The sequence below is a fragment of the Chamaesiphon minutus PCC 6605 genome (assembly GCF_000317145.1).
In the GTDB taxonomy this organism is placed as follows: Bacteria; Cyanobacteriota; Cyanobacteriia; order Cyanobacteriales; family Chamaesiphonaceae; genus Chamaesiphon; species Chamaesiphon minutus.
On record NC_019697.1, the window covers coordinates 3,005,889 to 3,020,222 of the forward strand.

The following is a 14,334-nucleotide window of genomic DNA, read 5'->3' on the forward strand; positions in this document are numbered from 1 at the left end:
CGTGGTCATGAAACTATGCTGGTGCAAATCCCCGCGAACACGATCGATGATATGTTCGTGCATAAATATCAAACCGATCAATTGATGGTAGTTAGGGGGAGCTTTATTTTAGTTATCTTACACGATGGTAAATATCAGTATATTCATTTAAATGATGTCGAACCAAAGGTGGTGACGATTCCCCCCCTAGTTCCCCATTCTGCCATCAATCTCAACGACGAACCATGTATGTTGATTAATGCAGTCATCCGTCACGGTCGAGCACATCCAGCCGATTATCGCCCGCTCAAAGCACCTTTTCCTTTCGATCTCGATCGAGTCGATCGGCTATCGCTAGGTAAACAATGCCAGATTGCTGCATAAACAAAATGAGCTTTATCTACAGCTAGATCGACCAGACATCGTGAGATTTTAGGATGTAAATTCTATAAGTCTGGTCTTTCTATCGGGGTAAGCACTGACCATCACATAATTCCCACTTTATCTATAATAGATATTCGCTTTTGTATATTTAATTGTAAATCTTCTACTCAATTAAAGCAATATTATTCACTTGAGAATAAAGTATATACTTGCAATGGCGATCGCCAGATCGGAGTCAATGAAACCTGATTGATAATCGTGAATTACTAAATACCGATCTTGTAAAAAATAAGTCGATCGTGCGACAGAAAATCATTGATGTTTGCCGATACTTTTGCCATTAATTTGCAATAACAAGACCTAATTATGTCTGTTTAGTCACAAAATAGCCAATTTTCAATCGTTACACTAGCAAGTATCTAAGTAAAGTTTTGGGATGCGCTAGATGACCGAGCTGAATCTTCCAAGCTATTCTATCGAGACAGAATTAGGCAACAGCCGATCTGACTCTGCCCCAGTCCCCGATGCTATTTCAACCATCCCCGTCGCGCAGCCAGCCCCCGATGACAAACCAGCGCGTCCGCACCGCCGTCGCTCGTGGGCCGAGCCATATAAGATTAAGGTAGTAGAGCCGCTAAAAATTACTACTCGCGCCGAACGGGAACGCGCGATCGCGGAAGCGGGTTACAATACCTTTCTGTTGCGATCGGAAGATGTTTATATCGACCTACTCACGGACAGCGGTACCGCCGCGATGAGCGATTACCAGTGGGCGGGGATGATGATGGGGGATGAGTCCTATGCAGGTAGCAAAAACTTTTATAATTTAGAAGAAAAAATCCAGAAGTATTACGGCTATTCCTATATCATCCCGACACACCAAGGGCGTGGTGCCGAAAATATTCTGTCTCAAATCCTGATAAAACCAGGCGACTATGTACCTGGAAATATGTATTTCACCACCACCAGGCTGCATCAAGAATTGGCAGGCGGTACGTTTGTCGATGTAATTATCGACGAAGCTCACGATCCGGCGTCTTTGCACCCCTTTAAAGGCAATATCGATCTCCAAAAACTGACCGATACGATCGATCGAGTCGGTGCAGCGCGCATTCCCTATATTAGCGTAGCCGGAACCGTGAATATGGCTGGCGGACAGCCGATGTCGATGGCAAATATGCGGGAAGTCTATCAGATCGCCCAACGCTATGGCATTCGGATTATCCTCGATGCGACCCGTGCTGTGGAAAATGCTTACTTTATCCAACAGCGAGAGGCGGACTATCATCACCAAACAATTGCAGCGATCTTGCGCGAATTCTGCGCCTACACCGATGGCTGCACGATGAGCGGCAAAAAAGATGCCCTAGTTAACATCGGCGGCTGGTTGGCTCTCAACGATCCCGAATTATACGAAGAAGCCAGTAATCTCGTCGTCATTTATGAGGGTTTGCATACCTATGGCGGCATGGCTGGACGGGATATGGAAGCGATGGCCAGAGGTATCGAAGAATCAGTCCAAGACGAGCATATTCGGGCGCGGGTGGGACAGGTAGAGTATCTGGGGCAGAAGTTAATCGATTGGAAGATTCCGGTGGTGGTGCCAATCGGCGGTCATGCCATCTATTTGGATGCTAAAGCCTTTTTACCCCACATTCCGCAAGACTATTTCCCCGCCCAACGTCTGGCCGCAGAACTCTATCTAGAGGCAGGTATTCGCACGATGGAGCGCGGGATTGTTTCTGCTGGCCGCAATAAAGAAACTGGCGACCATTATTATCCCAACTTAGAACTAGTCCGTCTGACAATTCCCCGGCGGGTATATACCCAGGCACACATGGATTTAACGGCTGAAGCAGTGGAAGAGGTTTATTACAATCGCGATCGGCTGGAGGGTTTGATGATGATTCACGAACCAAAATATCTCCGCTTTTTTCAAGCCCGGTTTGCACTGAAATCGCCAGTTAGCTGACACAGGTGGAGCCAACGAATAGCCACCGATTAAAATCGGGTCTAGTGTTGCGAAGTCCGCCTACGCGGAGTGATTAACTAGTCCGCCTGCGCGGACTTTGCAACATGAGCAGCGGTTTCTAACCGCTGAGGTTATAACTAGCAACTTGCGTTGGTAGGCTGAAATCCCGAACATTTCGCCTACTTCATAAATCCGAGCGACTTCATTGTGCCTATGCCACAATGTATGTATAGTGTTCGAGGAAAATCGTGGTATTTGCTCATGTTTATCGATCGAACAGACTCAGAACAACTCAACCAAATCCAACAGGCTGTAAACGACAGAGCCGATCTCGATAAAATTATCGAACTTTGCAAAACCATATCGCACCAAGTTAAAGATCGTCAGTTCCCACTGACTTATGCCGGAATTTTATTAGCATCTGCGCATAGAATATCTGAGGCGATTTCGGTATTAAAACTTGGTGTCGATCGGACATTTAATCAGGTTTTAGCAGATTATCTAATCGAGACTCAAGCTTTTGCCCCCGCAGCTACAGCATTTGCGGAAACTACGCCCTACGATGTCTGGACTCAAACAGATTTATACCAGTCGCAAATGAGCGGAACTTTAAAGGCGATCGCTAATTTTGCGCGACGAACTCCACCACCTGCTGTAAATTATCACCCAACAATTATTGATATCGGCCCGGGAAATGGCACGCTACTCATCGAGATTATCAAGCAACTTTTGGCTCTTTATCCGATCGAGTCAATTCATCTCATCTTAATCGAACAATCTCCAGAAATGCTGGCAGCAGCCCAAAAATACTGTCAAGCATCTCTAATAATTCCGATTACCTTTACGCCAATTTGCTGTCGAATTCAAGAAATCGAGCCTCACCAATGGGCAATTATTAAGGAGCAGCAACCCATTTGGTTTGTTAATGCGTCGCTATCACTGCATCATATGCCAAAAGAAATTAAAGTACCTACCATGGCAATGCTTGCCAATCTGTCCACCTACTGCCTACTTTCCGACGCTCATTACAATCACGATCTACCCGAAAAAGATACGCCAGAATTGATATACTCTGTTACTGAAAATTATGGTTTCGTTATAAAAGATGTCCTTAAGTCTCTGGCTTCAGAAACAGACAAAAAACTCTGTATCAATAATTTCTTATTGACAGAAGCAATTAACATTATCAAAAACGACCGACCGGAGCGAGGAGACTATCATACGCTAATTGGCGAATGGCAAGAAATTGCAAATAGAGGACAATGGGAGGTAATTGAAACAACACCAACTGTTTCTCTATCCGAACGACCTTTTACATTTACGATGGAGCTTAAATCTAAGCTCTTAACTTAATTCGGGAATTTTGTATTTTTCTGATAAAGAATTTTCGACATGTGTAAAAGCAGCAGATTTCTACGATCGATCCTGGAAATATCTGCGATAAAACTGTAGCTATTGGTGTCAACTAATCTGAGGAGATTAGAAAAGATGTTTAACATATCTAAGCCAAAAGAGTTGAGCTGTCTGGCAAGTTATATTCTCGAAACACTGCCCGATCTACCGCTCGATTCAATTCGACCATTCTTCGATCGATTGCCCGCAGATCCTTACATATCTGGTCATTATCGGTTCCGACGCCTATCGCATTTTAAATTTTCTGGCGATCGGTTAGTCAAATTGCCACACCGACGCTTATTTCAACCAAAGCAATTTAATCCTTTGGTCGGAGATGTTGCCAGAGAATATGCAGAACTAGAAGACGAACTAATTGCCCTAGCAGAATTTAAAAATATCGTGCGAGAGTTTTTCCAATTCTCCCAACTTTGTACCCAGAAACAAGAAATTGCCGTCCATCAAATTAGAACGACAGCTTCCCCATCAGAAATAGGCAATCCCGCCCCTGAAGGTATTCATCGGGATGGGGTAGATTTAGTCGGAATTTTCTCGATCGATCGATCGGCAGTTGCTGGTGCCCAAACTCATTTATATGTTGACAAAAAGGGAAGTCCCTTTTTCAGCAAGGTGCTCGATCCGGGTGAATTTTTGGTGTTTCGGGACGATCTGTTTTTCCATTTCACTTCGCCGATTAGTGCGACGACTGATGGATTGGGTACGCGAGATGTCTTTGTCTGCACGGCTCCTGGTTTATTTCCACCGGATGAAGAGTAGAAGCTGCTGGGGGGATCGATCGTCGATTTTATAGGACTGTAGGGGCGGGTTTATGCTAGCTGATATAGTTTACTATTCGATCTCCAACAAACCCGCCCTCCCCCACTAGAAAACCTCAAAGGGGTTATGTATATGAGCTACGGCGGAGATCTACCCACCCCGCCCTTTGGGCACCCCTCCAAGGAGGGGATTTTCTGCCCGAACCTTTGCCTATGAGCTAATTTTCGATCGTATTGAAAGCCGATCTTTTCTGATTTACCATTACTTGAGGATAATTTCATGCCTGACTTTGACTTGGGGTGGGTTCGTAGCCAGTTTCCATCGTTGTCTCAAGAACTAAATGGTCAGCCAGTGACCTTTTTTGATGGCCCTGGGGGGACTCAGGTGCCCAGAAATACGATCGCGGCGATGAGTGATTATTTAATTTACTCTAATGCAAATGCTCACGGAGCTTTTATCACCAGCGAACGGACGGATAAGCTAATCAATGAAACGCGGAGTGCGGCGGCTGATTTGCTGGGCTGTGCTGCTAATGAAATCGTGTTTGGGGCGAATATGACGACCCTTGCTTTTGCCTTCTCACGAGCGATCGGGCGCGAACTACAACCGGGCGATGAAATTATTACTACTAAGCTCGATCACTATGCGAATATCTCTCCCTGGCAGGCTTTGGAAGAGAAGGGAGTTGTAATACGTAGCTTAGATATTCGGGTGGAAGATTGTACGCTCGATCTCGATCGACTACAGGAATTACTAACCGATCGTACCAAATTAGTCGCGATCGGTTATGCCTCAAATGCTGTCGGTACGGTTAACGATGTCGCTGCTGTCACCAAACTCGCCCATCAAGTCGGTGCGCTGGTGTTTGTCGATGCCGTCCACTATGTGCCTCACGGTGCGATCGATGTGCAGGAACTAGATTGCGATTTCCTCGCTTGTTCGGCTTATAAATTCTTTGCACCACATCTGGGCATCCTCTATGGCAAACACGAGCATCTGAGCCGTTTACAGCCTTATAAAGTGACACCTGCCTCTAATGATGTGCCATCGCGGTGGGAAACAGGTACCCAGAGTTATGAGGCAATGGCAGGTTTGGTAGAGACGATCGATTATCTGCGCCAATTGGGACAGCAAGTCGCTCCGACGGCTAATAACCGTCGAGCTGCCCTAGTTGCTGGGATGAAGGCGATTCATGCCTACGAGCAAGAACTCAGCCGCTATTTGCTCTCTGGGTTAGCCCAGATTCCTGGTTTGACGGTGTATGGAATTACCAATCTCGATCGAGTTAGCGAACGCACGCCGACGGTAGGCATCCGACTTGAGGGGTATTCCCCCCACGAGCTAGCGAAAAAGTTGGGCGAGCGGGGCATTTTTACCTGGAATGGTAATTTTTATGCTGTGGGGGTTACTGAAGCGTTAGGCATTGAGTCCAGCGGTGGTTTGTTGCGAATGGGTTTGGTTCATTACAACACCATTGAGGAAATCGATCGACTATTGAAAGCCATAGATAATGCTAGTTCGGGTTAATGGCTGGAAATGTTTGAAATTACTTTATCCACGATGCTTGCCGCAGATGCTATTGCGGCGGCATTTTTTAGATTAATTCCTGCTGGATTAAAGATCGATGTATTTCCAGAATCAGATACACCTGAAGAAGTAGGCGCGATTTGGGCATGGATGCAAGAGACTAATGACCCAGCTTGGCCATGTTCTGTTATGGTTATTCATCATGGTGATGAATGCGAACTCGGTTCTTATCCCGATCTGCGAGTTGCCGAATATATACAGCAATGTTTTGGCTGCAATGTTTTTGCAGCATATATAGCCATTCTCAAATTGATGAGGTACAGATAATTTCATGCTTTAATTTCTGCCTATATCTAGGGTGTACTTCACTAACTTGAGAACCGCTATACTACCCATTTGTGGGTATTTTAGATCCACAAGATCCTTACTGGGTCCTGGTTCGTGTCAGTGGACAGTGGTATTTTGCCGATACATGTGGCATCGCACTTATGGAGGACATCCCTGGTACTGCGGAAGTTGAATTGATTCGTCCGATAACAGTCCCAAATGTGTGGATTAACTAATTAAAAATACAGCAAATTGCGATCGAACGTGCCACAAAATCAGCGAATTTTTTCCAGGTACAGACCACAATGATGGAACCAACTCAAAGCATTATCATCAGTGATCCTATCGATTGCCACCGAGATCGCTCGCTCGAGATGAGCGGTAGTCCGAGCACCAATAGAACGAAGAATTTCTTTCAATTTAGACCAACATAACTCAATCGGAGATAAATCTGGCGAATAGGGCGGGAGAAATTTAACGCTCGCGCCAACAGATTTAATCAACTCCTCAGCGAGCTTAGCGTGATGTCCGGGGAGATTGTCCATGACGACAATCGCACCAACCCACAATTGAGGTAATAAAACTCGTTCGATATCAACTAAAAAACTCGCAGTATCCAGCTCGCCCGTTAATGTCATAGTGACAATTAATCCTTCATCACTCATTGCGCCAATTAAGGTCAGATTTTTACCACGTTTGCCAGGACAATCATCATAGACTCTTACACCCCCTTCACCGCGACCATAACGCCTATTCATTGAGAGGTTGACACCTGTTTCATCGATAAATACCAAGTTTCTGACATCAACTTTATCTAACCATTGTCGCCACTCATATCGTAAATTTTTAACTCTGTGCGTCTGGCGTTCGCTGTCGATTAGAGTTTTTTTTCTTCTTAACTTCCAGCGCTCTAAGGTGCGGCATAAACTAGAAGTGCTGACTTTTATCCCTAAATCTGATTCAATTACTACCTGCATTTCTCTCAAGTAGATGTCATTTTTTTTAGCTATTATTTGCTTCAAAAGTTCTCGATCGCTAGCTTTGAGCTTCGACCGACGATCTCCGCCTCGCGGTTTAGGGGCAATCTCTCCTGTTTTCCGGTACTGACATAATCAGTTCCTGATGAAAGATAAGCTTACTTTAAATCTTGCAGCTAAGACTCGCTGCGAACCTTCTTGATTTCGATCCGCTTCTAGTATTTTTGTTCGCAAATCTAACGAGTATGCTGCTGCCATATTTCATTTTTATCTACCTTCCTCTATCTTCCTCTACTTGTGGTTCATTCGATCTCAATTTGCTGTAATATTCAGTTTGAATCGGCCTTAATATAATCGTTAGACTCGATCGAGAGTAGCATTGAAGGTATCGATATCTGTCGTTAAACCCACAAACTGAAGGCTCGATCGCACTCGCGATCGATTTCGATCGGATGTTGTGGGTATCCGTGCGCCAACACTCTACGCGTTAGTTCCCGCCAATTCCATGCCAGGTAAGAAAGTGGCCATGTATTTCTCCACTCCCTTAGGATCGGCCAATAATTGTGCTGAAACCTGAGCAGCCTGTTCGCCGGGATAAACATCTTCCTGCTGCTCTACCACAGCTTGTAACGCGGCTCTAGCGACCTCTGCTGGAGCAACTTTCGGATCTGGCCATGCCTTAGCTAGATCGGTATCGACGGTTCCTGGCATTACGCCGACTACCAGCGTATTCTGTGCTGCCAGCTCCGCTCGGACGCTCTGCGTCATCGAAATGGCGGCAGCTTTAGAAGCACTATATGAGCCGCTAAATGGTAAATTTACTTTGCCCAAGAGCGATAAGATATTTACAATTGCGCCGCCGCCTTGGCGATTGAGGATCGGTGCAAAGGCTCGACACATAGATGCCATGCCAAAGTAGTTAACATCCATCTCCGCTTTAGCTGCATCTAAATCTGGAGCCGAAATGATGCCGTGATTGAGAGAGGTACCAGCATTATTAATCAATAGCGAGACATCGGTACACTTTGCGGCTGCGGCAGCAACGGATTGAGGGTTAGTGACATCGAGTTCGATGGGAATAATCTTTTGGGGATCGAGTGCCACGAGATTTTGCAATTTATTAATGCTCCGAGCGCAGACATAAATCTTGGCGACACCTGACTGAAGCAATCGATCGACAAAGTGACCGCCAATACCACCATTAGCACCTGTAACAAGTGCAACTGCGTTGTTAAGTTCCATGATTATTGTCCTCTTGCCAGTTAGTTATTGTTGATGCTGGGAAACAAGCTGCTACCTAGCATGGGTCAGTAAAAAATATTTGTCTGAAGTCAACAAGACGTTTGTGTAGTTCGTCTAGACTTACACTACCAAGATCTTGTAAATTAATCAAATCGATTGTATGAATAATAGATATTAATGAAATCGATTGAACTAGCTCAGATTGACTTAAATCTCTTAGTTGCCTTTGAGTCGCTGTTTGAGGAACGCAGCGTAACGGCGGCGGCTCAAAAGCTGTATCTAGGGCAACCAGCCATGAGCGCGGCATTGGGACGATTGAGAACTTTGTTTGGGGACGAGTTATTTATCCGTGTGGGACGAGAGATGCAACCCACTGCCAAAGCTGTCGCGCTCGCGCCAGGAATTTCTGCCGCACTGCACCAAATTCGCCAAACCGTTCGAGCTATCCAAAACTTTGCCCCAGCATCCGACTCGCGCGATTTTACGATCGGGAGCGCAGATTATACGAGCTTTATTATGCTCCCTAAATTAATTGCAGATTGCGATCGAGCCGCACCCAATCTGAATTTTAGAACGATCGAATTTGAAAAAGATCGCGTCGGCGATCTGCTCGAAACAGGTGCGATCGATTTAGCATTAGGCGTCTTTCCAAACCCACCTCGGCAAACGACGTGTCTGCCATTATTTCGCGAGCATTTTGTCGGCATCGCGCGGAAACATCATCCCGCGATCGTTCGAGAGTCGATTTCTCTAGACGAATTTGTCAGCCTCTCTCACGTTCTAGTTACCATTCGCCGCGATATCACAGGCGAAATCGATCGAGCATTGGCCGTTCGCAATCTCCAGCGGCGGATTGTCTTAACGGTGCCTCATGTATTGGTTTTACCTGCTATTATTGCCTCGACCGATGCGATCGCTTGCGTCCCGTTGCGGATGGCAAGTTATTTTTCTAGACTCGATGAAATTGAATTTTTTGAACTACCGATCGAGTTACCCGCATGGACGGTTTCGATGTTGTGGAGCAAGTTGAGCGATCGAGATGATGCAAATTGCTGGTTGCGGCAAACTATTCAAACATTATGCACGAGGATCTAAAGCGATTGGGGAAAGCGGAATAGCTAGTTTGTGGTGGCTGCATAATTTGAGACGAGCTTATCTTAATATTAGATCCTGTTCCGATCGTACCCATACCGCCACCGATCCACTCCCAACTTCACAAAAAAATTGCCAGAATCTCACGATCCCAGCAATAAGTATATCTACCTGCAAGCAATTGCAGTCTGTCATCTCGATTTAGGCATCTGCCAAATTTAGAGATTGCCAGATTGAGCTAATTTGTCCTTGAGTTCGGCTAATTTGCCAGCCCAGCGAGGATCGGGCTGGAAACTTTCGGTGTTGGTACTGCTAGTGTAGGTATTATTATTGTTATTGGTCGTGCTTTTAGCTCCTTCCTTGCGAGCACCTTTTTTGCTACCACCACCGCCGCTACTGCGGCGGGGAGTGCTAGTGCTGCTAGCATTACCCTTATTGCTGAGATTTGGTTTAGGAACGGTGCTAGGCTCTCTAGGCTCGGTAGATTCGCTAGCTTCGCCGTCTTCATCGTCTTGACCTTTGGCTTTAGGTAGAGCTTTTTCGATTTTGATGGGTAGCTCTTGGAACATAGCTCCGTTGTACTTTTCGATGATTTGGTCGGCTTGCTCGTCAGTTTCGACGGTGACAAAGCCAAATCCCCGACACTTACCAGTCTTGCGATCTTTAATGACTTTCACAGAGACTAGCTCGCCAGCATCTGCAAAAACGGTTTGAAGTTCTTCCCGTTCTACATCAGATTTTGGTAAGTTACCTACATATAAACGAATAGACATATAAAAAATTCCTCCAGAGTGGAATCAAATTAGCTTGCTTGCAGGAGTTCTCCCAAGGGAGACTCAATTTTAGGTGGAGCCAGAGCAGCCGCAGCAGTGCGATCGTCGTTACATTCATCGCCAGTCGATCGTTTTGGATGCAGAGCCGCTCCCATGGAGCATCGAATTGCAGTAAAGTCAAACAATTGCTAGTTGTCAACACTGGGGATGAACCCGCCCATGCGAAGTTTGTGTCCTAGACACTATATTTTAATGTTTTTTCACAAACTTTGTGACACCCCTATTTAAATTATCACGTCTGGGTCTTGACGATCGCCAATTCCTCGATCGATTTAGTAAAATTTGATGCCAATCGTTGCTTTTGTACGCCAAATGTCAAATTAAAAGGTGGGCAATGCCCACCTTCGATCGACGTTTGGATGTAGTTGCCAATGACCAACTAGGATTTAAATAAGTTTTAGGAGCGATTGAGAGATCCGCAGTGGGATCTCCCCATCACAGCTAACAATTACACGCGTTCTTCGCTGCGGTAGCCGCCTCGGTAGTCGCGGTTGTCGCGATTGTTATCGCGTTCGTAACGGCTGCTTTCGTTGCGAGGGCTGCTGTCGCGCCGATCGTAACGACCGCCACCATCGTTACTATTGCGGAGGACTGGTTTACCACCACCGCCACTGCCGCGACGATCGCCACCACCACGAGGTTTGTAGCTGTTAGACCGATCGCGGTCGCGGTCGCGCTCTTGCATTTGGGGTTCTTCCATATCCAACCAAGCTGGGCGAGTTTGGTCGTATACGAGTTGGAGTGCTGCTGCGGCGACAGTATGCACGTCGTATTCTTCGCTCATTTTGGCGATAATCGGCAAGAATGATGCTACCCGTTCGCCGGAGAGAGCTTCTTGAACCTTACCTTGAATCTTCTGAACGTGAGCTGCTTCGACTTGGGCGCGAGTCGGGATCTGACAGACCGTGAGGGACTGTTTGACGCGACGTTCGATCGCTTGCAGCTTGCGACGATCGAGGGAGTGAATCAAGGAGATGGCGACCCCTTCTTTACCCGCACGACCCGTCCGACCGATGCGGTGGATGTAGTTCTCGACGCTATCGGGCAGATCGTAGTTGATGACATGGCTGAGATGATCGACATCTAGACCGCGTGCGGCAATGTCGGTAGCTACGATCCAACGTACTTTATCGCTACGGAAGCGAGTCAGGAGGCGTTCGCGTTGAGTTTGAGTCAGATCCCCATGGTACTCATCCGCGCTGTGTCCGGCAGATTGGAGTTGGTTGGTGAGTTCTGCTGCGGCTTTACGAGTCCGCACAAAGATAATCGCAGACTCTGGCTGTTCGAGTTCGAGAATGGGTTGGAGTGCTTGAGCCTTAGTCCAGCCGCGAGGGATGAAGTAAACCTGTTGCTGAATTTTAGAAGGTGCTGCTTTAACTTGATCGACGGTGACGGTGACGGGCGATTTGAGGAAGCGGTTGACCAAGGAGCGGATGGGGGGTGCCATCGTTGCCGAGAAGAACGCTGTTTGACGTTCGGTGGGCAATTTGCTCAAGATCAGCTCGATATCGTCGATAAAGCCCATACTGAGCATTTCATCGGCTTCGTCGAGTACCAACCATTCAACTTGTCCCAAGCGGAGATGACCGCGATCGATCAAGTCGATGACGCGTCCGGGAGTACCGACAACCGCAGCTACACCGCTTTCTAAGCGACGAATTTGTAGGTCGATGGCTTGGCCGCCGTAGACAGTCAAGATCGGCGAGCGACGCTCGTTGCCGCCCAAGAAGGTCTTCATCGCTGCCGATACCTGCATCGCTAACTCGCGAGTAGGCGTCAGGATTAAGGCTTGAACGACTGGACGTTGCCAATCCAACCGTTCGATCATTGGCAGGGAAAATGCAGCAGTCTTACCCGTCCCAGTTTGAGATTGGCCGACGACATCTTTGCCAGCTAATAGATAGGGAATGGCTTGCTCTTGAATATTGGTGGGTTCAGTAATCCCCAGACCTTCCAGTTGTGTAACAATGCGATCGGAAAGTCCAAGGCTAGAGAAAGAAACGGTCATAATTTGTTGTTGAGTGGATCGGTATGATTTTGTCTCGAAAATTTAGGAGCTAATATTTAGGAATTAATCAGTACATCAACCGGGGAAAACATCGTACCCAATATTTGAACCATTCAGTCTGGGGTTAGTGAGAATTTAATAGCAATTCTACACTGATAAAATAAATACTAAATAGTTACAGAATGTTCGCATCGCTTGCGAGACGCAGATTCTGAGATGAATTGTTGTCGAATAATATCGGTCTTTCTACTGAATTCTAGAGGCTTCGCTCCAATCCAGAATTTGTTTTAAATTTTGGATTTCACGGTCATTTAGTTCGTATCGCTCTTTTATCATTTTAATACTAAGCTTTGATGCTTGGCATTGCCGGATAACCGATCGCTATTTCACTGTTGATGGATAAACGATCTTGCCGTGAAGATCGTAGTGGTCGGCTTCATGGATGATGGCAGGAACAATCGACCCAAGGCGGGCACTCCCACTAACATACACTAATCCGTCCACTTCTGGGGCAAATCTAGCAGATCTGCCGATTAACAACCCCGACTCTGGATGCTCCTGTTCGATCAGGACATCCACGGTTTTACCGACTTCGCCTTGATTGCGGCGAAGTGAAATCGGTTGTTGCATCGCCATGATTCCATCGCGTCGCTCGTCCATCAGTGCTTGTGGCAATTGATGGGGCAAGGTAGCGGCTGGAGTTCCATCCTCTGCGGAGAAGGTAAACACCCCAACATGATCGAATTCATGCCGTTGCAAGAATGCTTGGAGGTGTTGGTAGTGCTCGTCAGTTTCCCCAGGGAAGCCAACGATTAGAGTCGTCCGCATGACGGCATCGGGGAGAGCAGTTTTGAGTTGCTCGATGATGCGATCGTTTACCTGTCCTTGCCACGGGCGATTCATGGCACGGAGGATTTCGGGATGAGAATGCTGTAAGGGTAGATCTAAATATGGCAGCACGTTAGCCGTTTCTTGCATGGCTGCAACTACCTTGGGTGTTAATCCCGTGGGGTAGGCATAGTGCATTCTAATCCAGGGAATGTCTACTTGCCCCAGAGCGCGCAGCAATTCGGCTAACTTCGGTTCGCCATAGATATCGATCCCATAGTTAGTAGTGATTTGGGAAATTAGGATTAGCTCCTGCACTCCTTCATCTGCCAATCTTTGTGCTTCAGCGACGATCGATTCGATCGTTCTCGATCGCTGTTTGCCCCGCAAATGCGGGATGATGCAAAAAGCACAGCCATAGTCGCAGCCTTCAGCCACGCGCAAATAGGCGACACCCTCAGTCGTCGTCCGATAGCGCGGCGTAAATTCGTCGGCGATATAAGTCGGTTCGGCACTGACTTCTACAACTCTTTCACCGCCTTGACTGCGTTCGATGACATCGACAATTTTGTGATAGTCGCCACTCCCGACAACGGCTACCGCTTCGGGAATTTCTGCTAATAGCTCGGCTTGGAAATGCTGCGCCATGCAGCCAGTAATGACAATTTTTTTATCGGCTTCAGCAAGTTCTACCAAAGTGCGAATCGACTCGGCTCTAGCAGCATCGATAAAGCTACAAGTATTGACGATAACATAATCTGCTGCGGTTTCGTCAGCATCTACTTCATAGCCCGCTCCTACGAGCAGCCCCAGCATGTGTTCGCTATCAATACGGTTTTTTTCGCAACCTAAATGAGATATTGCAATGGTCGGCTTGTTGCCCATGTAGTCTTGAGTTATTTGTCTCCAGCAGTAACGTGGTGGTTTTTTCAGTTACTAGCTCAAACTTGCATTTGGTTTCACTCCGCCCAAATTTAACCTGATAACTGTCTTAAA

13 protein-coding genes and 1 pseudogene are annotated in these 14,334 nt (G+C 46.7%); 7 read left to right on the top strand and 7 right to left on the bottom strand.

Annotated features, from left to right (window positions below; genetic code table 11):
- Window positions 1-15 precede the first annotated feature (15 nt).
- The 6 genes from CHA6605_RS13790 (at window position 16) to CHA6605_RS13815 (ending at window position 6,358) form a co-directional block, all read left to right on the top strand.
- The gene (locus tag CHA6605_RS13790; RefSeq protein WP_051038865.1) at window positions 16-363 is read left to right on the top strand and encodes a cupin domain-containing protein; all 348 of its coding nucleotides are present in this window, start codon (window positions 16-18) and stop codon (window positions 361-363) included.
- 445 nt (window positions 364-808) lie between these two features.
- Entirely contained in the window at window positions 809-2,335 is a 1,527-nt protein-coding gene (locus CHA6605_RS13795) for a tyrosine phenol-lyase (protein ID WP_015160057.1), read from the top strand.
- 261 nt (window positions 2,336-2,596) lie between these two features.
- The gene (locus tag CHA6605_RS13800; RefSeq protein WP_041548043.1) at window positions 2,597-3,688 is read left to right on the top strand and encodes an SAM-dependent methyltransferase; all 1,092 of its coding nucleotides are present in this window, start codon (window positions 2,597-2,599) and stop codon (window positions 3,686-3,688) included.
- Between the two features lie 135 nt (window positions 3,689-3,823).
- Window positions 3,824-4,504, top strand: a complete 681-nt coding sequence (locus CHA6605_RS13805; protein ID WP_015160059.1) for a 2OG-Fe dioxygenase family protein — start codon at window positions 3,824-3,826, stop codon at window positions 4,502-4,504.
- 279 nt (window positions 4,505-4,783) lie between these two features.
- The gene (locus tag CHA6605_RS13810) at window positions 4,784-6,031 is read left to right on the top strand and encodes a cysteine desulfurase-like protein (protein WP_015160060.1); all 1,248 of its coding nucleotides are present in this window, start codon (window positions 4,784-4,786) and stop codon (window positions 6,029-6,031) included.
- Between the two features lie 33 nt (window positions 6,032-6,064).
- Window positions 6,065-6,358, top strand: coding sequence for a hypothetical protein (locus CHA6605_RS13815; RefSeq protein ID WP_157259987.1), 294 nt, complete (start codon window positions 6,065-6,067; stop codon window positions 6,356-6,358).
- Between the two features lie 275 nt (window positions 6,359-6,633).
- Here the strand turns inward: CHA6605_RS13815 and CHA6605_RS13820 are convergent.
- Together CHA6605_RS13820 and CHA6605_RS13825 are read right to left on the bottom strand one after the other, a co-directional pair.
- A pseudogene (locus tag CHA6605_RS13820) lies at window positions 6,634-7,452 on the bottom strand (IS630 family transposase); the annotation flags it as partial.
- Window positions 7,453-7,815: 363 nt separating this feature from the next.
- A complete protein-coding gene (locus CHA6605_RS13825; RefSeq protein ID WP_015160062.1) occupies window positions 7,816-8,577 on the bottom strand; it encodes an SDR family oxidoreductase in 762 nt (253 codons plus the stop codon).
- Between the two features lie 177 nt (window positions 8,578-8,754).
- Between CHA6605_RS13825 and CHA6605_RS13830 the strand changes: the two genes are divergently transcribed.
- Window positions 8,755-9,672 (top strand): LysR family transcriptional regulator, encoded by a 918-nt coding sequence (locus CHA6605_RS13830; RefSeq protein WP_015160063.1) that lies wholly within the window; start codon window positions 8,755-8,757, stop codon window positions 9,670-9,672.
- Window positions 9,673-9,887: 215 nt separating this feature from the next.
- Here the strand turns inward: CHA6605_RS13830 and CHA6605_RS13835 are convergent, their stop codons facing one another.
- From CHA6605_RS13835 to rimO, 5 genes are all read right to left on the bottom strand, one after another.
- Window positions 9,888-10,442 (bottom strand): RNA recognition motif domain-containing protein, encoded by a 555-nt coding sequence (locus CHA6605_RS13835; RefSeq protein ID WP_015160064.1) that lies wholly within the window; start codon window positions 10,440-10,442, stop codon window positions 9,888-9,890.
- 29 nt (window positions 10,443-10,471) lie between these two features.
- Window positions 10,472-10,597, bottom strand: coding sequence for a hypothetical protein (locus CHA6605_RS36225; RefSeq protein ID WP_015160065.1), 126 nt, complete (start codon window positions 10,595-10,597; stop codon window positions 10,472-10,474).
- 137 nt (window positions 10,598-10,734) lie between these two features.
- Window positions 10,735-10,881, bottom strand: coding sequence for a hypothetical protein (locus tag CHA6605_RS34155; RefSeq protein WP_157259988.1), 147 nt, complete (start codon window positions 10,879-10,881; stop codon window positions 10,735-10,737).
- A 69-nt stretch (window positions 10,882-10,950) separates the two neighbouring features.
- On the bottom strand, window positions 10,951-12,510 hold the full coding sequence (locus tag CHA6605_RS13840; RefSeq protein ID WP_015160066.1) for a DEAD/DEAH box helicase: 1,560 nt from the start codon (window positions 12,508-12,510) through the stop codon (window positions 10,951-10,953).
- A 381-nt stretch (window positions 12,511-12,891) separates the two neighbouring features.
- The gene (gene rimO, locus CHA6605_RS13845) at window positions 12,892-14,223 is read right to left on the bottom strand and encodes a 30S ribosomal protein S12 methylthiotransferase RimO (RefSeq protein WP_015160067.1); all 1,332 of its coding nucleotides are present in this window, start codon (window positions 14,221-14,223) and stop codon (window positions 12,892-12,894) included.
- Window positions 14,224-14,334 lie beyond the last annotated feature (111 nt).